Source organism: Bradyrhizobium sp. SZCCHNRI20481, assembly GCF_032485055.1.
In the GTDB taxonomy this organism is placed as follows: Bacteria; Pseudomonadota; Alphaproteobacteria; order Rhizobiales; family Xanthobacteraceae; genus Bradyrhizobium.
This window is the reverse complement of the sequence record NZ_JAUEUE010000013.1, coordinates 160,118-178,891: the sequence shown is the minus strand read 5'-3', so window position 1 is coordinate 178,891 and position 18,774 is coordinate 160,118. Positions and strand designations below refer to the sequence as shown.

At 66.9% G+C, this 18,774-nt stretch carries 17 protein-coding genes; 11 read left to right on the top strand and 6 right to left on the bottom strand.

Annotated features, from left to right (window positions below; genetic code table 11):
* Positions 1 to 22 precede the first annotated feature (22 nt).
* The 3 genes from QX132_RS22095 to QX132_RS22085 are packed head-to-tail and all read right to left on the bottom strand — an operon-like array spanning position 23 to position 2,982.
* Positions 23 to 607, bottom strand: a complete 585-nt coding sequence (locus tag QX132_RS22095; protein WP_315715503.1) for an amino acid synthesis family protein — start codon at positions 605 to 607, stop codon at positions 23 to 25.
* A 39-nt stretch (positions 608 to 646) separates the two neighbouring features.
* Positions 647 to 1,534 carry a UPF0280 family protein gene (locus QX132_RS22090; protein ID WP_315782488.1) on the bottom strand — a complete coding sequence of 296 codons (888 nt, stop codon included), beginning with the start codon at positions 1,532 to 1,534 and terminating at the stop codon, positions 647 to 649.
* Positions 1,531 to 2,982, bottom strand: a complete 1,452-nt coding sequence (locus QX132_RS22085; RefSeq protein ID WP_316162889.1) for a 6-hydroxynicotinate reductase — start codon at positions 2,980 to 2,982, stop codon at positions 1,531 to 1,533. Before QX132_RS22085 ends, QX132_RS22090 begins: the two co-directional genes overlap by 4 nt.
* Before the next feature lie 285 nt (positions 2,983 to 3,267).
* Here QX132_RS22085 and QX132_RS22080 point away from each other — a divergent pair, with 285 nt between their 5' ends.
* The 9 genes from QX132_RS22080 to QX132_RS22040 all read left to right on the top strand — a co-directional run bounded on the left by QX132_RS22080 (position 3,268) and on the right by QX132_RS22040 (position 14,895).
* Positions 3,268 to 3,750, top strand: coding sequence for a (2Fe-2S)-binding protein (locus tag QX132_RS22080; protein ID WP_316162888.1), 483 nt, complete (start codon positions 3,268 to 3,270; stop codon positions 3,748 to 3,750).
* The gene (locus tag QX132_RS22075; RefSeq protein WP_410052878.1) at positions 3,750 to 7,295 is read left to right on the top strand and encodes a molybdopterin cofactor-binding domain-containing protein; all 3,546 of its coding nucleotides are present in this window, start codon (positions 3,750 to 3,752) and stop codon (positions 7,293 to 7,295) included. Before QX132_RS22080 ends, QX132_RS22075 begins: the two co-directional genes overlap by 1 nt.
* 153 nt (positions 7,296 to 7,448) lie before the next feature.
* Positions 7,449 to 8,231 (top strand): IclR family transcriptional regulator, encoded by a 783-nt coding sequence (locus tag QX132_RS22070; protein ID WP_315740919.1) that lies wholly within the window; start codon positions 7,449 to 7,451, stop codon positions 8,229 to 8,231.
* Positions 8,231 to 9,106, top strand: a complete 876-nt coding sequence (locus QX132_RS22065) for an ABC transporter permease (protein WP_316162887.1) — start codon at positions 8,231 to 8,233, stop codon at positions 9,104 to 9,106. The genes QX132_RS22070 and QX132_RS22065 overlap by 1 nt, the downstream gene beginning before the upstream one ends.
* Positions 9,107 to 9,114: 8 nt before the next feature.
* A complete protein-coding gene (locus tag QX132_RS22060) occupies positions 9,115 to 9,993 on the top strand; it encodes an ABC transporter permease (protein WP_315776213.1) in 879 nt (292 codons plus the stop codon).
* A 14-nt stretch (positions 9,994 to 10,007) separates the two neighbouring features.
* Positions 10,008 to 11,072 (top strand): extracellular solute-binding protein, encoded by a 1,065-nt coding sequence (locus QX132_RS22055; RefSeq protein ID WP_315782482.1) that lies wholly within the window; start codon positions 10,008 to 10,010, stop codon positions 11,070 to 11,072.
* Complete coding sequence (locus QX132_RS22050; RefSeq protein ID WP_315774187.1) at positions 11,069 to 12,157, top strand: ABC transporter ATP-binding protein; 1,089 nt, start codon at positions 11,069 to 11,071, stop codon at positions 12,155 to 12,157. Before QX132_RS22055 ends, QX132_RS22050 begins: the two co-directional genes overlap by 4 nt.
* 78 nt (positions 12,158 to 12,235) lie before the next feature.
* Complete coding sequence (locus QX132_RS22045; RefSeq protein ID WP_316162886.1) at positions 12,236 to 13,339, top strand: DUF917 domain-containing protein; 1,104 nt, start codon at positions 12,236 to 12,238, stop codon at positions 13,337 to 13,339.
* Positions 13,340 to 13,341: 2 nt separating this feature from the next.
* Positions 13,342 to 14,895, top strand: coding sequence for a hydantoinase/oxoprolinase family protein (locus tag QX132_RS22040; protein ID WP_316162885.1), 1,554 nt, complete (start codon positions 13,342 to 13,344; stop codon positions 14,893 to 14,895).
* 10 nt (positions 14,896 to 14,905) lie between these two features.
* On the opposite strand, the gene pncA is transcribed toward QX132_RS22040, so the two are convergent.
* Positions 14,906 to 15,541 carry a bifunctional nicotinamidase/pyrazinamidase gene (gene pncA, locus QX132_RS22035; RefSeq protein ID WP_315776269.1) on the bottom strand — a complete coding sequence of 212 codons (636 nt, stop codon included), beginning with the start codon at positions 15,539 to 15,541 and terminating at the stop codon, positions 14,906 to 14,908.
* A gap of 170 nt (positions 15,542 to 15,711) precedes the next feature.
* On the opposite strand from pncA, the gene QX132_RS22030 reads away from it, so the two are divergent.
* On the top strand, positions 15,712 to 16,005 hold the full coding sequence (locus QX132_RS22030) for a hypothetical protein (protein ID WP_315782478.1): 294 nt from the start codon (positions 15,712 to 15,714) through the stop codon (positions 16,003 to 16,005).
* A 59-nt stretch (positions 16,006 to 16,064) separates the two neighbouring features.
* Positions 16,065 to 16,265, top strand: coding sequence for a hypothetical protein (locus QX132_RS22025; RefSeq protein WP_315740927.1), 201 nt, complete (start codon positions 16,065 to 16,067; stop codon positions 16,263 to 16,265).
* Positions 16,266 to 16,267: 2 nt separating this feature from the next.
* Here QX132_RS22025 and QX132_RS22020 read toward each other — a convergent pair whose 3' ends face one another.
* Complete coding sequence (locus QX132_RS22020; RefSeq protein WP_316162884.1) at positions 16,268 to 16,456, bottom strand: DUF3606 domain-containing protein; 189 nt, start codon at positions 16,454 to 16,456, stop codon at positions 16,268 to 16,270.
* A gap of 76 nt (positions 16,457 to 16,532) precedes the next feature.
* Positions 16,533 to 18,083, bottom strand: a complete 1,551-nt coding sequence (locus QX132_RS22015; protein WP_316162883.1) for an aldehyde dehydrogenase family protein — start codon at positions 18,081 to 18,083, stop codon at positions 16,533 to 16,535.
* Positions 18,084 to 18,774: the final 691 nt, after the last annotated feature.

Here is an 18,774-nt window from a genome sequence, read left to right as displayed (position 1 = left end):
TCAGCCTCCATGTTGAGTCGAATTACCGTAGACCGTCCTCGCCCTTGATCTCGGCGACCGTGAGCCCGCCGACGCGCGGCAGCGGACGGCCGCTGTCGGTGACCGCGAGCGCGACCATGATCTCATTGGCGCGTGGCGCGTCGTTGATCTGCACCTCCATGCCGTCGAAATGACTGCGCACGAAGGCCGCATCTTTGTGGCCGAGCGGAATGTCGAGCGTGCAGCCAACGCCGCCGCGCTTCTTCGACGAGGGGATCAGCGCCGCGCCCTTGCCGAGCACCTTGCGCACCGGCGCCCCCATCTTCGGATGCAGGATCGCGGCCGCATGCTCCAGCTCGCCATCGCTGCCGACGGCCGCCGCCTTGCCATAGCTGTGCGCGGCCGGACCCTCGATGCCGAGCGCGGCGACCGCGCGCTTGGCCAGCATCTCGCCGAGCTCCTCGCCGATCGCGATCAGCGGCGACAGGTCCTCGACATAGCGGCCGGCAAACGGATTCTCGATCACCGCCACTGCCGCAGCCCGCCGCGTCGGCGGCGAGACGGACCGGCCCATCTCCTGATGGACTTCCTCGACCACGGTCACGATCTTTCTGATGACGGCGCTCATCGTCGACCCTTCGTATTCTGGCACATCATGCATCAAACCTCACGCCGCCGCCGCCCGCAACTGCGGCCGACGAACGATCTCGAGCGCGCGCGGACCGACAACGCGAATGTTGCCGCGGAGCTGCAGAACAGCGCCTTCGATCAGACCGGCCGACAGCAGCGACTGCCCACGATGCTCGCCCGCGGCCAGCGCTTCGGCAACCTCGACATCACGGAGCTCTCCGACCTCGCATGTGACGAGGCGGTCACCGAGATCGCTCTCCGGTTGCAGCTCGCACGCAGGTCGGCGAAGCACGGCCGGATGACCCGGAAGGTCGACCGCGTTGCCGATCACCGTCGCAGCCGCATCGGCCTGCGCTGCGCTACGCGCGAGCACCGTCACCGCATCGGCAATGCCCAGTGAGAAGCTGCGACCGTGGCGGCCCGATGTGGCGACACCGCCGATCGCGTCGGCAGCACGAAGCGTCATCCTCCGCATCACGCCCGCGCCGTCGGGACGGTCCATCAGCCCGACGCTGAAGGTGGCGGCATCCCGCAGATGGAGTGCGATGTCACCACCATTGTTGACATAAGCCCGCGTCAGCTTCGCCGCGCCGCACATGGCGCCGAGGATCTCCTCGGCGACGCTCCCGGCAACCGCGGCCATCGGCGTGATGAACATTTCGCGCGCGAACGGCGACACGGCCGCATGCATCCGCCTCGCGACGACACCTTTTAATTGGCATCGATCGTGATCGGCTCCCCTGCGCAGATCGGACAGTTCGGCACACAGCTCGTCCAAGAGACCCGTGAAACGCTCGGCCGCCGCACGATAGGCCGCACCAATATCGCCATCGGCCGCATCTGCGCCGATGATCAGATCGATCGGGCCGTCCTGCAGATGCAGCCGCCGGTCGGGCAACAAGGCGATCTGTGGCCGCCGGCTCATGCGCCCGGCCTCGGCCACGGCAGTTGGCGGATGTCCTTGCTGACATCCTTGAGCGAAGCGAGCGGCTGGACGTAGTCCATGTGCCCGCCGAGCGCCGCATAGTCCGATAGCCTCAGCGTGAACTCGATCGGCGCGACGATCGCCGGCGTCGGCACATAGCCGAAGGCGCCGGCCGGCATCTGGGTCACGTCGACCATATAGGTGATGCCGCCGCCCGGCCAGACATAGACCGGCGCACCGCCGCTCGTCACCCGCGTCAGCGTATCCTTGACCGAGCGCGTCAGCCGCACCGGATTGTCGGTGACGCCAGCGCGCAGCGAGCCGCCGGCACCGGCCATGAACAGCACGGTGCACAGCGCCGGCTCGCAGTTCTCCTGGATGCGCTCGACCGAGAACTGCAGCTCCGGCGGCATCTCGCGCTGCACCGGCCTGAGCGACTCGTCGAGCACGTAGTATCCGGCATGCTCGCCCGTCGTGGACACCATCAGCAGCGTCGTTCCCGGCTTCGCCGTCTTCGGATCGAACGGCCCGAGAATCGACAGCGGATCGGAGATGTCGGTGCCGCCCCAGCCGGTTCCGGGCTGCGCCACCTGGAAGTAGCGGCCCGGCGTGGAGCGACGTCCCTTCATCTTGATACCTGTCGCGGGAATGTCGAGCAGCTTGCCGGCCTGGTGCTCCGAAAGAACGCCGGTGATGTGATCATCGACCACGACGACCTCGTCGACCTTGCCCTGCCATTGCTTGGCGAACATGCCGATCGTGGCCGAGCCGCAGCCGACGCGCATGCGCTCTTCCTTGACGCCGTTGACGATCGGGGACTGCCCCGCCTGCACGATCACGCTGGAGCCCCCGTCGACCACGAGTTCCACGGCTTTGCGGTTGCTGAGGTCCATCAGCGCGTCACAGGTGACACGCCCCTCCTTCTTGGAGCCGCCGGTGAGATGATGCACGCCGCCGAGCGACAGCATCTGCGAGCCGTATTCGCTGGTCGTGACGTGACCGACCGCCTCGCCGTCGACGCGCACCGTCGCCGCTTCCGGTCCGAGATAGCGGTCGGTGTCGATCTTCACCTTGACGCCGCAATAGCTGAAGATGCCCTCGGTCACGACCGTGACCATGTCGACGCCATCGACCACCGACGACACGATGAACGGCGCCGGCTTGTAGTCCGGATAGGTGGTGCCGGCGCCGATCGCGGTAACGAACAGCTCGGGCTGATGCACGATCTTGCCGTCCCAGTCGCCGCTCGCCTGGAACGGCACCAGCTTGCCGCCATGCGACACCGTGCGCTCCAGCAGGATATGCGGATCGACGCGCACCAGCACACCGTCCTGATTGGCATAACGGTCGCAGGCACCTGCCGCGCCCGGCTTGATGTAGCACATCACCGGACAGGCATCGCAGCGGATCTTGTCCGCGGCACCGTCGCTCGCCGTTTCGGTCACCATGCAGAGAAGCCTATCTTGAAGCGGAGCTGGCGGCAAACGTCCACACGCCGCGGCAATTCGTTCGTACACGAATGATGTCGCGCCCCTCCGCCGGCTGTCAAGCGCCACCGCGAACGAAAAGCACGATTGCCGGATAAACGATCAGTTTGCCCTGCACAATGACGACAAATCGTGCATACGCTGCAGCGCAAAACGTGGCACTTGCATGTTAGTACACAAACGATACGCTCGGAGCGATCGCCATCGCATCCTCGTTGACGATAGCATAGCGGACGACAGAAGGGCATGACGCCAGCAACGATTCGGCTGACCGTGAACGGACGGGCGCACGACGTCGCCGCCGCGCCCGGCACGCCCCTGCTTCATGTGCTGCGCAACGACCTCGCCCTGAACGGTCCGAAATACGGCTGCGGCCTGGGTGAATGCGGCGCCTGCACCGTGCTGATCGACGGCCGCGCCGCCCGCTCCTGCGTCATTCCGGTGGAAGGCTGCATCGGCCGCGATGTCACCACGCTGGAAGGGCTGGGCTCGCGCGAGGCGCCCGATCCGGTGCAACAGGCCTTCATCGCCGAGCAGGCTGCGCAATGCGGCTATTGTCTCAACGGCATGATCATGACGACCAAGGCACTGCTGGCGATCAAGCCCGATCCGTCACGCGACGAGATCAAGCAGGCGCTGCGCTACAATCTCTGCCGCTGCGGCGCCCATGTCGAGATCCTCCGCGCGGCGATGCGGGCGGCCGGCCACACGCTCGAGGCGCTGGACTGATGAACGATCGCCTCACCAAGGACGAAGACATGCCTCGCGGCTGGCTGGTCGTCGAGCGTCCCATGGCCGGCAACAATGGCCGGTTCGAAACCTTCATCCGGATCACGGCGGCAGGCGAGGTCTCGGCCTTCAACGGCCATGTCGATCTCGGCACCGGCATCCGCACCGCGCTGGGACAGATCGTTGCAGAAGAGCTCGACGTCTCCTTCGCCCGCGTCGTGGTCGTGCTCGGCGACACCGCGGTCGTGCCGAACCAGGGCGCGACCATCGCCAGCGAGACAATTCAGATCACCGCCGTACCCCTGCGCAAGGCGGCGGCGCAGGCGCGCGCCTTCCTCTTGGCGCGAGCGGCCACGCAGCTCGGCCTCGACGTTCAGGATTTGACGGTCGAGGACGGGCTGATCCGCGGGCCCAACAACCGCGTCCTCAGCTATGGCGAACTGATCGGCGATGAGACGATCAGCCTCGCGCTCGCCGACGATATCATCGTCAAGTCGGTGAACGACTATCAGGTCGTCGGCCGCTCGGTGCCGCGCGTCGATCTGCCGGCGAAGGCGACCGGCGAGCTCATCTACGTACATGACGTGCGCGTGCCCGGCATGCTGCACGGCCGCGTCGTGCGCCCACCCTATGCCGGCGTCGATGCCGGACCGTTCATCGGCACCAGCCTGCTTGACGTCGACAGAGACTCGGTGCGCGGCGTCCCGGGCCTGATCGACGTCGTCGTCATCGGCGACTTCATCGGCGTCGTCGCCGAGCGCGAGGAGAACGCGATCCTGGCCGCCGAGCGCCTCGAGGTGAATTGGAAGCCGGTGCCGACCTTGCGCGATCTCGACGATGTCGAGAACGCGCTGCGGGCCAATCCGTCCGAGCCGCGACGGCTGCTCGACAAGGGCAATGTCGATGCCGCCATCGCCGGCGCCGCCAAGCCGATGCGGCGGACTTATCTCTGGCCTTATCAGATGCACGGCTCGATCGGTCCGTCCTGCGCTGTCGCCGACTATCGCGACGGGCAGATCCGCATTTATTCCGGCACGCAGAATCCGCACATCCTGCGCGGCGATCTCGCCAGGCTGATCGAGTGTCCAGAGGATCACATCGAGCTGGTCCGGCTGGAGGCCGCCGGCTGCTATGGCCGCAACTGCGCCGACGATGTCACGGCCGATGCGCTGCTGCTGTCGCGTGCGGTCGGCCGCCCGGTGCGCGTGCAGCTGACGCGCGAGCAGGAGCATCTGTGGGAGCCCAAAGGCACCGCGCAGCTGATGGACGTCAATGGCGGCCTCAATGCCGACGGTTCGGTTGCGGCCTATGAATTCGCCACGCGCTATCCCTCGAACGGCGCGCCGACGCTGGCCTTGCTGCTCACCGGCCGCATCGCGCCGGAGCCCGCCGTGTTCGAGATGGGCGACCGCACCGCGATTCCGCCTTATGATTACGACCATATGCGCATCACAGCGCATGACATGCCGCCGATCGTGCGCGCCTCCTGGATCCGCGGCGTCTCGGCGCTGCCCAATACCTTCGCGCACGAGTCCTATATCGACGAGCTCGCTGCGGAGGCCGGCGTCGACCCGATCGAATACCGGCTGCGCTATCTGAAAGACGAGCGCGCGCGTGATCTCGTGAACGCCGTGGCCGAACGCGCCGGCTGGACGCCGCGCCCCGTGCGGGAAGAGAAGACGCCCGAGAACGGCGTCGTCCATGGCCGCGGCTTCGCCTACGCGCTCTACGTCCACAGCAAGTTTCCCGGCTACGGCGCGGCATGGTCGGCCTGGATCGCCGATGTCGCCGTGAATACGACGACCGGCGATGTCAGCGTCACGCGGGTGATCGCAGGCCAGGACTCCGGCCTGATGATCAATCCGGACGGGGTACGCCACCAGATCGAAGGCAACGTCATCCAATCCACCAGCCGGGCGCTGATGGAGGAGATTCCCTTCACGCGCGGCAAGGTCGCGGCACGGGAATGGGGCGCCTATCCGATCATCACCTTCCCCGACGTGCCTGAGATCGACGTGCTGATGCTGCCGCGACCGGATCAGCCGCCGCTCGGCGTCGGCGAGTCCGCGTCCGTGCCAAGCGCCGCCGCGATCGCCAATGCGATCTACGACGCCACCGGCGTCCGCTTCCGCGAGCCGCCATTCACGCCGGAGCGCATCCTGAAAGGACTGCGCGGCGAGCAGGTCGACCCTGCGAAGCCACAGTCTCTTCCTGCACCCGAAAGGCCCACGGCGACATGGCTCAAGCCGTTCGCGAAGCGCGGCGGCCTCATCGCCAGCGCCGTCGCGGCCTGCGCCGCGGCCATCAGCGTCGCGGCAGCCGTGCTGCCCTGGCGCGCCATCGCGCCGATCACCCGCCCCGATCCCTCGGTCTATTCCGCTGCGACGATCGCGCGCGGGGAGGCGCTCGCGGCGCTCGGCAATTGCGCGGTCTGCCACACCTCGGACGGCGGCCTGATCAATGCCGGCGGCCGTGCGCTGGAGACGCCGTTCGGCACCCTGTTCAGCACCAACATCACGCCCGACGTCGAGACCGGGATCGGCGCCTGGTCCTATCCCGCCTTCGAGCGCGCGATGCGCGAGGGCGTGCATCGCGACGGCCGGCAGCTCTATCCGGCGTTCCCCTACACGCATTTCGCACGAACCGATGATGCCGACCTGCAGGCGCTGTACGCCTACCTGATGGCACAGGCACCGGTCCGACAGCAGGCGCCGGACAACGCGCTGCGCTTCCCGTTCAACCTGCGGCCGCTGGTCGCCGGGTGGAATGCACTGTTTCACGACACGCAGCCGTTCAGGCGTGATCCAACACGATCAGAGCAGTGGAATCGCGGCTTCTATCTCGTCGAAAGCCTCGGCCATTGCAGCGCCTGTCACTCGCCGCGCAACGCGCTCGGCGCCGAGCAACGCAACGCATATCTCGCTGGCGGCTTCGCCGATGGCTGGGAAGCCCCAGCGCTGACCTCGCTCTCGAGTGCCCCGATCCCGTGGACCGAGGACGAGCTCTACACTTATCTCCGCTCCGGTCAGTCGCGCTTCCATGGCGTGGCCGCCGGTCCGATGGCACCGATCGTCAAGGATCTCGCGACGCTGCCCGATGCCGACATTCGGGCTATGGCGATCTATCTCGCCTCGTTCCAGACGCCCTCGCCCGCGGCAGCGAAGCTGGAGGCGATGGCCGCGGAGTTGGAAGCGCGCACCAAGGTGACCTCGACGCCGTCTCCGGCGGCACGGCTCTATCTCGGCGCCTGCGCGGTCTGTCACGAGGTCGGCGGCCTGCCATTGTTCGGCAGCCGGCCTTCGCTGGCGCTGAACAGCAACCTGCACAGCGCCACACCCGACAATCTGATCCAGGTGATCCTGCACGGGATCATGAAGCCGGCCTCGTCCGACCTCGGCTACATGCCGGCGTTCAAGGAGCATCTCAGCGACGTCCAGCTCGCCGAACTCGTCGCCTATCTCCGTCAGCAATTTGCCCCGGACAAGCCGGCCTGGACGGGCGTCGACGCCGCCGTCGGTCGCATCAGGTCCGCCGTGGCGCAGTGAGGCCGAGCATGCTCCTTCAGCGCCCGGCGCCCCGACCACCACCCTGACGCGCATTCGGGCACCTCCTTGCCAGTAATTTCGCCTTGCGACAGTCGCCCTGCCGCTTCTAGAATTTGAGACTATGTTCCAAAAAATGGAACAAACGGTATCATCATGAGCGCCCTGACCAACGCCATCGACATCCTGCGCTGCTTTTCGACCGCGCGACCCGACCTCTCCTTTGCCGACGTCCAGGTCCTGACCGGCAAGCCGAAAAGCTCGACCTCACGTCTGCTCCGCTCGCTGCGCGATTGCGGCCTGCTCGAGCAGGACCCGCATAGCCGACGCTACCGCCCGGGCCTGCTGACCTTCGAGCTCGGGCGGCTTCACCGTGCCCATGACGACCTGATCGCCACCGCCGAGGGCGAACTGCGCGATGTCTGCGCGCGCACTGGCCACACCGGCTACATCGCCGTGCTCGACGGCTATCAGCAGGTGGTGCTGCGGATCGTGCCCGGCTCCAATCCGCTGCGCGTCGTCAACCCGCCCGGCCAGCGCACGCCGGCAATCATCACCTCGAATGGCCGCGCCATGCTGGCGCGTCTGTCAGACCAGGAGATCCGGGCGCGCGTGCCGCTCGACTACCCGAAGGTCCCGGCCAACTCGCCGCAGAACTTCACCGAGCTGATGGCGCGGCTGAACGAGATCCGCCGGACCGGCATCTCGGACGCCGCCGACGAGGCCATCGAGGGCGTCGGCTCGCAGGGCTTTGCGCTGGCGAGCGGCGAGAGCGGTGAGCTGATCGGCATCGCCGTCTCCTATTCGGTGCAGGCGACCACCGAGATCGAGCGCGCCAACGTCCGCCGCGAGCTCGGCGCAATGGCCGCCAAGCTGCGGCGCATGACCGGCGATCCGCTCGGCCAGACCATCGAGCAACTGGCCGGACTGGCCTCCTGATGACGAGCAGCAGCGCGCCGCGCGTCAACAGCATGGCGCTGTTGATCCTGCCGAGCGCGTTGCTGTTCGCGCTGTTCTTCTTCCTGCCGATCGGATTGATGGCGCTGATGAGCGTCCTGACCGGCAACCCCGTGGTCATGCCGAACGTCGCCCTCACCGCCAAACACTATGCCCGCATGGGCGATGACGGCTACTATCTCGAGGTGATCTGGACCACGATCCGGATCGGCCTCTGGACGACCCTGGCCGCGCTCGTGATCGGCTACCCGCTCGCGCATTGGATGGCGCGGATCAAGAGCCGCACCGGCCATGCGCTGCTGCTGATGGCCGTGCTGGCGCCGATGCTGACCGGCATCGTGGTGCGCACCTTCGCCTGGATGACGCTGCTGTCCGACAAGGGTGTCATCAACCAGATCCTGACCGCGCTCGGGCTGATCACCAGGCCGTTGCAGCTGATGTACAATGAGACCGGCATCATCATCGGCCTCGTCCACATCTATGTGCCTTTCATGGTGCTGACGCTGACTGGCGTGATCGGCCGCATCGACGAGCGGCTGGAGCAGGCGGCGGAGAATCTCGGCGCCAGCCCGTGGCGCGCTTTTCTCGAAATCACCCTGCCGCTCAGCCTGCCCGGCATCCTCGCCGGTTCGCTGCTCGTCTTCGCGCTCGCGATCAGCGCCTACGTCACGCCGATGCTGCTCGGCGGCTTCCAGATCATGACCCTGCCGATCCTGATCTACCAGCAGATCTCCGCGAACTTCAACGTCGGATTCGCGGCTGCGCTCGGCATGGTGCTGCTCATCATTTCGCTCTCGCTCGTTGTCGCGTATAATCACGTGCTCGGCCTCGTTTCGGGCCAGCGCGAGCTGCAATGAGGGCCAATATGACGAGCCTTGCTCCAGGATCGCGGCCGCCGCTTGCTGCGCCGATCGATCTGGCGGCCACACCTGCCCTTCGCAGCAAGACGCGGCCGCTCCGGTGGGGTCGCAGGCTCTATCTCACCGCCAATACCGGCATCCTCGCCTTCCTGCTGACGCCGATCGCGATCGTGATCGTGTTCGCGCTGAACCCCACGCCTTTCATCCAGTTTCCGCCGGTCGGCGTCTCCTTGCGCTGGTTCGAGAAGTTCTTCGCCTCGCGCGACTTCATGCACGCGCTGCTCTTCAGCATCGAAGTTGCGGCCATGACCACGGTCGCGGCCACGGTGCTTGGCGCGTCGGCCGCGCTGGCGATCGCCCGCGGCAACCTGCCAGGCTCTCGGCTGATCGTGGCGACCATGCTGTCGCCGCTGATGCTGCCCGCGATCCTGACCGGTCTTGCATTGTTCCAGTCCTACGTGCTGCTCGATGTCGGGCGTCCCTTGTGGGGCCTCGTCGCGGGCCATACGCTCGTGACGATTCCCTACGTCGTGCGCACCACGCTCGCGGTGTTGCATAATTTCGATGTCAGGCTGGAGGAAGCCGCGCAAAATCTCGGCGCCAGCCCCACCCGGGCCTTCTTCGAGATCACTCTGCCGCTGGTGAAGCCCGGCGTTCTGGCAGGCGCGATCTTTGCTTTCATCGTCTCGTTCGACCAGTTTCCGGTGTCGCTGTTCCTGGTCGCGCCGGGTAGCGAGACCTTGCCGATCACGCTGTTCAACTATCTGAAGTTCGATCTCGACGGCACCATCGGCGCGGCCTCGGTGGTCTCGATCCTGCTCGCCTTCATCGTCGTCATCGCGCTCGACCGCACCGTAGGTCTTCGCTCCTACGTCAAACTCTAAGGGAGATCCCGGACATGACCGCCTCATCGCGTCGTTTTCCTCTGAGCCGCCGCCGCCTGCTGACCGCGGCTGCGTCGCTCGGCGCCGGCGTTGTCGCTGCTCCCTATGTCGCGCGTGCGGATGAGCCCGTTCTCAACGTCACCGGCTGGGGTGGCAAATGGGGTGACGTGATGAAGGCCGAGATCGGCCCGGCCTTCGAGAGCGAGTTCAAGTGCAAGCTCAAGACCGACACCGCGCTGCCGTTCCTGCCAAAACTGCAGGCGAGCTCACGCTCGGCCCCGGTCTACGACGTGCTGCACACCAACTCCAACGAGCAGTGGGCGGCCGTGGAGATGGGTCTCGTCGAGCCCAAGGTCGACCCCAAGCTGGTTCCGAACGTTGCCGACGTCTACCCTTACGCCGTCAGCGACAAGATCGTCGGCGTCTGCATCTTCACCAGCGCCATCGGTCTCGGCATGCGCACCGACAAGGGCTATGGGAGCGTCACGTCGTGGAAAGACTACTGGGATGCGAAATTCAATGGCGCGCGCGGCGGCTATGTGATCCCAGCCAATAGCCTGGGACAGGCGTTCGTGATGATGTGCGGCGCGCTGTATGGCAAGGGCCAGACCGACCTCGACGCCGCCTATGGAGCGCTGGAGAAGCTGAAGCCGATCAAGCTGGTCGACTTCACCGGCGCGATGGAGAAGCTGATCCTGTCCGGTGAGGTCGGCCTCGGCATCCTGCATGATTCCGGCATCTATCGTTACGACGGTCAGAACCAGCCGGTCGACTTCGTCACGCCGAACGAGGGCGTGCTGTCGCTCGAGCAAGTGCTGAGCATCACGCCCGGCAGCAAGGTGAAGGAGCTCGCCAACGCCTATATCAACTACATGCTGCGCCCCGAGGTCCAAAAGCGCCTCGCCGAGACGGTGTGGTATTCGCCGGCCAACAAGAAGGTCAAGCTCGACGCCAAGTATGACGCCAAGCTGCTGACGACGCCGGAGAAGGTCAGCAAGCTGATCCAGGTCGACTGGAAGTGGTACAATGCACGAAAAGACGAGATCGACAGCCGGGTCAACCGGATCTTCCGCGCATGAGCGCTGCCATCGAGATCGCCGCGGTCAGCAAGATCTATGACGGCGGCGTACGCGCACTCGATGCGGTTGCCGTGAACATCAGGCCTGGCGAGTTCTTTTCGCTGCTCGGCCCGTCCGGCTGCGGCAAGACCACCACCCTGCGCATGATCGCCGGCTTCGACAGCCCAAGCGCCGGCGAGATCCGCCTCGACGGCGCCGACATCACCCATGTGCCGGCGCACAAGCGCGACATGGCGATGGTGTTCCAGAACTACGCCCTGTTTCCGCACCGGACCGTGGCCGAGAACGTCGCCTTCGGCCTGCGCATGCGCAAGATCGACAAGGCGACGATTGCCGCGAAGGTGAAGGCAGCGCTGGCGATGGTTGAACTCGGAGGCCTGGAGAACCGCAGGCCGGCGCAACTGTCCGGCGGACAGCAGCAGCGCGTCGCGCTCGCCCGCGCCATCGTCATCTCGCCGCGCGTGCTGCTCTGCGACGAGCCGCTCGGCGCGCTCGACAAGAAACTGCGCCAGCAGATGCAGTTCGAACTCAAGCAGCTGCAGAAGACGCTCGGCCTCACCCTCGTGTTCGTCACCCACGACCAGGAAGAGGCGCTGGCAATGTCGGACCGTATCGCGGTCATGAACGCCGGCCGCATCGAGCAGATCGGTACCCCGGTCGAGATCTACGATCAGCCGCGAACGCGTTTCGTCGCGGATTTCATCGGCGACACCAACATTTTTCGCGGCCAGCGCGTGACCTTGGACAATGGCGTCGGCATAGCCGTCGGCAACGGTCTGGTGCTGGCCCTGGCGGACACGGTCGCAGCAGCCGAGGGCGAGGTTCTGTCGGTCGCGCTGCGGCCGGAGAAGATATCGGTGTCGCCAGCCGAGGTGGCCGATGCCAAGCGGACGGGCATGTCCGTGCGCGGCACCGTCGAGAGCACCAATTTCCTCGGCGGCGCGGTGCTGTACCGCATCGCCCTGGAGAGCGGACAGCACGTGCTGGCGCAACAGCCGAATTCCGGAGCTGGTCCGCTCCACGCGCCCGGTCAAACGGTCACGCTCGACTGGCGTCCGGCCGATCTCGTCATTCTCGAGGATTGATATTGTGAACGTTAGATTCTTATTCCCGCAGCAGTACCGTGCGCTGCAGTCACAGAGCAGCGTCGAAGAGCTCGTGCCGTGAGCGCAGCCGTCATGAAGACGATCAGCATCGACGACATCGAGGCGCTCGCGGTCGGCGCCTGGATCCTCGGCACCGGCGGTGGCGGCAGTCCCTATCTCGGCCTGCTCAACCTGCGCCGGCTCTATGCGGAAGGACATCGCGTGCAGATGATGTCGCCGCTCGACCTCGCAGACGACGACTGGGTCGCCGTTGTCTCCAACATGGGCGCCCCCTTGGTCGGGCAGGAACGGCTGGCCGACAGCCGCAGCATCGCGCGTGCGGTGCGCATGCAGGAGGAGATCAACGGCATCACATTTCGCGCCGTGATGTCGGTCGAGATCGGCGGCGGCAACGGCATGCAGGCGCTGATGGCGGCGGCGCATCTGAACATCCCCGTGGTCGACGCCGACTGCATGGGCCGCGCCTTTCCTGAGGCGCAGATGACGTCGGTCGCGATCGGCGACCTCAAGCCCTATCCCTGCACGCTCTACGATCCGCGCGGCATCGAGGCCGTCGTGACCAAGGTGCCGAGCTGGAAGTGGATGGAGCGCGCCAGCCGCAAGATCTGCGTCGAGATGGGCTCGATCGCCTCGACCAGCAAGGCGCCGCGCACGGGCCGCGAGGTCAAGGACTGGGGCATCCATTTCACCACCACCAAGGCCATCGCGATCGGCCGCGCGGTCGAGGCCGCCAACAGGAGCCACCACGATCCGATCGCGGCGATCCTCGATTGCGAGGGCGGCCAGCGGCTGTTCAATGGCAAGATCGTCGACGTCGAGCGCCGCACCACCGAAGGATTTCTGCGCGGCAGCGCCGTCGTGGAAGGCAGCGACGACGATCGCGGCACCCGGCTCAAGCTGTCGTTCCAGAACGAATGGATCGTGGCTTGGCGCGATGGCGAAGCCATCGCGATGGCGCCGGACCTGATCTGCGTGCTCGACAGCGTCAACGGCCACGGCATCGGCACCGAGACGGTGCGCTACGGCCAGCGCGTCACCGTGATCGCGCTGCCCGCACCGGCCGTGCTGACCAGCCCGCGCGGGCTCGAATTCGTCGGCCCACGCGCCTTCGGCTATGACCTCGATTTCCGGTCGCTGTTTGCGACCCCTGGAGCTCCCTGAGAATGAAGCGGATTGGCATTGACGTCGGTGGCACCAACACCGACGCCGTCCTGATTGCCGACGACGAGGTCGTCCACTCCGTCAAGAGCGCAACCACCGCCGACGTCACCTCCGGCATTCTCGCCGCGCTCAAGGCGCTGCGAGAAAATCCCGCGGCGGCCGTGCCGGTCGACGCGGTCGTGATCGGCACCACGCACTTCATCAATGCGGTGGTGCAGCGGCGGCACCTGCAGAGGATCGGCGCCATCCGAATCGGGATGCCCGCCTCCGCCTCGCTGCCGCCGTTCTGCGACTGGCCGGCCGATCTCGCCGCGCTGGTCAGCGCCGAGACCTTCATGCTCGAAGGCGGCCACGATTATGATGGCCGCCCCTTCATGCCGCTCGACACGGCCGGACTAAGGGCCGCCGCGCACGCGATCAAGGCCAAGGGCCTGCGCGCGGTCGCGGTCGCCTCGTCGTTCTCGCCGCTCGACCCGAGCTGCGAAAACACTGCGCGCGAGATCCTCGCCGAGATCTGCCCCGAGGTCGCCGTCACCCTGTCGCACGACCTCGGCCGCATCGGACTGCTGGAGCGCGAGAACGCCGCCCTGCTCAATGCCGCGCTCCACGACCTCGCGGTCACGACGGTCGCCGCCTTCCGCAAGGCGATCGCGGAGTCCGGCATCGATGCGCCGCTGTTCCTGACGCAGAACGACGGCACCGTGATGCAGGCGGAGATCGCGACCGCCTTCCCGGTCATGAGCTTCGCCTCCGGCGCCACCAACTCGATGCGTGGTGCCGCGTATCTCTCCGGCCTCGACGACGCCATGGTGGTCGACGTCGGCGGCACCACCAGCGACATCGGCCAGCTGCACCACGGTTTTCCGCGCGAGGCCAACGCCGTCGTCGAGGTCGGCGGCGTCCGCACGCTGTTTCGCATGCCCGATTTGCTCTCGATCGGGCTCGGTGGTGGCAGCCATGTCGAGCAGGATCCGGTCCGCGTCGGCCCGCTCAGCGTCGGATACCGGCTGACATCCGACGCGCTGGTATTTGGCGGCGACCGTCTGACCGCGACCGACATCGCGGTCGCGGCGGGGCTGATCGACATCGGCGACAGATCGCGCGTCGCGCATCTGCCGAAAAGCCTGATCGACGCCGCGCTCGCCGACGCCCACCGCAAGCTCGAGGGCGACATCGACCGCATGAAGACCGAGGCCGGCGACGTGCCGCTGCTCGCGGTCGGCGGCGGTGCCTTCCTGGTGCCGGAGCGCCTCGCCGGCATCTCCAACATCGTCCGCGTCGACCATGGCGACTGCGCCAATGCGGTCGGCGCCGCCATCGCCCAGGTCTCCGGCGAGGCCGACCAGGTCTTCCGCGACCTGACCCGCGACGAGGCCATCGCCGCCGCGCGCGGCATCGCCGAGGCACGCGCCGTGCAAGCCGGCGCCGCCCCCGATACGCTCAAGACGGTCGACGTCGAGGACATGCCCATCGCCTACCTCCCCGGCAACGCGCTGCGCGTCCGTGTTCGCGTCGCCGGCGCCATCGCCGAGCCGACCATCGGCGCGGCGGCGTAGTCCATTGTCATCACGCCAGCTCGGCGATCCGCTCGACCCCGGCCTCCGCGCCTTGCGCCTTGGCCGCCGCCATCGAGCCGCCGAGGTCAATGCCCCGGCAGGCGTTGTCGACGACGATGGCCGCGAAGCCGAGCCGCCGCGCATCGACCGCCGAATAGTGCACGCAGAAATCGGTGGCGAGACCGACGAGAAAAACCCGCTTCAGGCCGCGCTCGCGCAGATAGCCGGCGAGGCCGGTGGGCGTGGTCTTGTCGTTCTCGAAGAACGCCGAGTAGGAATCGATCGTGGCACGAAAACCCTTGCGGATGATGAGCTGCGCCTTGTCGGTCGCAAGATCGGCATGGAAGGCCGCGCCCGGCGTGCCTTGGATGCAGTGATCCGGCCACAAGGTCTGCGGTCCGTAGGGCATCGTGACGCTCTCGAACGGCGCCTTGCCCGGGTGGCTCGAGGCGAACGAGCTGTGTCCCGCCGGGTGCCAGTCCTGGGTCAGGACGATGTGATCGAACATCCCGCTCAGCCGGTTGATCACCGGCACCACGGCATCGCCGTCGGCCACGGCGAGCGCGCCGCCGGGGCAAAAATCGTTCTGCACATCGATGATGAGCAGCAAATCCTCGTTGGCCTTGATCTGCATTCCGGTCTGCATCCGTTTCACGCGTACTCCGTCAAGGATGGCCCCAGCCCGCGGCAATCTCAAGCCGGACCGCCGAACAATCCGCGGCAAGCCAGCCCCACCATTTTGGAATCCCTGCCCTGCAGGCCGGGCCTGGAAACGCCAGCCGATTCATGGATTCTCCCGGCGGGAGAGAATGGCCGATGCAGACTGCCGTCACACACCATTCCAAGAGCCAGCGTCTCGAGCGCTGGGCGGTCGCCACCCTGCGCGAGGCCGGCGCGATCGTCGAATGCGAACAGCACGGCTGGATGCGCGAGCGCGGCGATCCGCATGCGCTGGCTCTTGCGCTTCGCATCGCACGCGACGATCCGCCACGCGGCTTGTGTAGCTCGGAAGCGGTCGCGGCGATCGAGGACGTCCTGGCCGCGACCGGCGACACCTGCCCTGATTGTTCACGGCACGGAGAGCCGGAAGATCCGCCGCGATTCAAATAAGTGATTCCGCAGCTACCCCAAGATGCCCTAGCCTGAGGCCTCCAGCGGGAGACGCCATCATGCCGAATCATCCGGTCCCGTGGCTGCTGCGCAAGCCATGCCCGACCTGCGGTCGCGCGCTCGCGGTGCGCGAGGGCAAGGGCGGGCGCCGCGAGCTTACTTGCCCGACCTGCGATGGGCCCGATCCGCTGCACTCGCCCAAGGCGCTCCGCTGGGCGAGGGGATCGCTTCGGCCGCCGGAGCGGCCGAAGCAACATTGACGTCACTGGCGCGTAAGTTTGCGCTCGACTTTCTTGCGGCTGTTGCCGACCTTCTTCACCGCGGACGCCGAGCGGCCGCTTTTCTTGGCTTCGTAGCGGACTTCGTAGTCCTGTCCACCCGCGACGCGGGCGCGATCCTGCTTGCGTCCGCGCGCTGACTTTGCGGTCGAGGCCTTCTTCTTCGTTGCCATGGTGCATCTCCTTCTCAGCGCGCAACGCACGACCCATCGAAGCGGTTCCGCCGATGAGGAAGGCCCATCGCATCGATCAGCCGACGTCGAACTTGACGCCCTGCGCCAGTGGCAGGCTGCGGCCGTAGTTCACGGTGTTGGTGGCCCGGCGCATATAGGCCTTCCATGAATCCGAGCCGGACTCGCGGCCGCCGCCGGTCTCCTTCTCGCCGCCGAACGCGCCGCCGATCTCGGCGCCCGAGGGACCGATATTGACGTTGGCGATGCCGCAATCGGAGCCGCGCGAGGACACGAACAATTCGGCCTCGCGCAGATCATTGGTGAAGATCGACGACGACAGGCCCTGCGGCACGGCGTTGTGCAGCTCGATCGCGGCATCGAGATCACGATACGGCATCACGTAGAGGATTGGCGCAAAGGTCTCGCGCTCGACCGGGCCTGATTGCGCTTCGATCTCGACCAGCGCCGGCCGGACGTAATAGGCCTGCTCGAAGCCGCCGACGGCGACACGCTCGCCGCCGAACACGCGGCCACCGTGATCGCGCGCGGCGCTCAGCGCGTCCTGCATGGCGTCGTAGGCGCCGCGATCGATCAGCGGGCCGATCAGGGTGCCCTGCTCCAGCGGATTGCCGATCGCCACCGAAGCGTAGGCCTGCTTCAGCCGTGGCACGAGCTGGGCGTAGACGTCGGCATGCACGAACAGGCGGCGCAGGCTGGTGCAGCGCTGGCCCGCGGTACCCATCGCCGCGAACGCCACGGCGCGCAGGGTGAGATCGAGGTCGGCCGTGGGCGTGACGATCGCGGCATTGTTGCCGCCGAGCTCGAGGATGGCGCGGGCAAAGCGGCCGGCAAGGCAGGCGCCGACGACGCGGCCCATGGCGGTTGAGCCGGTCGCCGACACCAGCGGCACCCTGGCATCGTCGACCAGCATCTCGCCGACCGTGCGGCCGCCGAGCAGCAGGCCGGCAAGCCCCTCCGGCGCCTCACCGCCCTCGCGGCGATAACGTTGCAGCGCGCGCGCCAGCAGCGCGTCGGTCGCGAGCGCGGTCAGCGGCGTCTTCTCCGACGGCTTCCAGACGACGCTGTTGCCGCACACCAGCGCAATCGCCGCGTTCCAGGCCCACACCGCCACCGGGAAGTTGAAGGCGGAGATCACGCCGGTGACGCCGAGGGGATGCCAGGTCTCCATCATGCGATGCTCGGCGCGCTCGGTCGCGATGGTCAGCCCATAGAGCTGGCGCGACAGGCCGACGGCGAAGTCGCAGATGTCGATCATCTCCTGGACCTCGCCGAGCCCCTCGGAGACGATCTTGCCGGCCTCGATCGAGACCAGGCGACCGAGCGCAGCCTTGTGGGCGCGCAGCTCCTCGCCCAACAGCCGCACCAGCTCGCCACGCTTCGGCGCGGGCACGAGGCGCCACTGCAAGAACGCGGCATGGGCGCGCGCGATCACCGCGGTCGCATCCGCCCTGGTGTCGTCGTGCACATGGGCCAACACCTCGCCGGTCACGGGCGAACGCGCGGCGCGCGTCCCACCGCGCAGCCGCTCCGGCGCAACGCCGAGCGAGGTCAGGATCTCGGCCGCTTCCGCAACGAGGGTCAGGGGCGATGCTTGGCTGGGCGACATATGCAACTCCGGATTGTCTCCCGCGCCGGTGCGCGCGAGACGTCATGAATGGTCCATCATAAACGCCCCCGTGTAGATCAAATCCGGCTGCGGCGCGAGCACCCGGGCGCTGGGCAAACGGCCACTGGGAAGGTCGCTCGTCGGCTCATGGGGCGTCCTCCCGCTCGTTCTGCCTCGCGCGCGCAGGCTGAGCCTTCTGGCGCGCATCGGCGAGATCCCGCGACGCAGCGCGCCCGGGCTGATGGGATCGATGAGCCCTCGCGAAACACGAGGGCGCAGGGAATGCCGGGAGCTGGCCGCCCCCATGGCCCGCCTGCGAAAAAAATGCAGGCGGCAGGAACCACAGGTTCAGCCGAGACATCCCGGCATTCCCCGCGCGATGGTCTTCACGATTATATCGTGCTCTCCCCGGTGTACGGCTCTTTAGCCACCGTCGCCCTCGGAATCATCGCCCGAAAGCTTAGCGCCAGCGTCGCGGCGCCAGGACCACACGACTTCACGTCCGCCAGCTGCCGTTCGTCCGCGTGCAAGCACGCTGCGGCAGACAAGCGGCCATCGCCTCCCCGCCTCACGTGTCGTGACGATCGCGATACGCCCCTCGTGGCGAAGCAGGATGGACGCAGTAGAGCACATTTTCTGGAAAAGCGAAAGCGTTTTTTGGAGCGCCGCAGCGACCGAAGATCGTCCATGA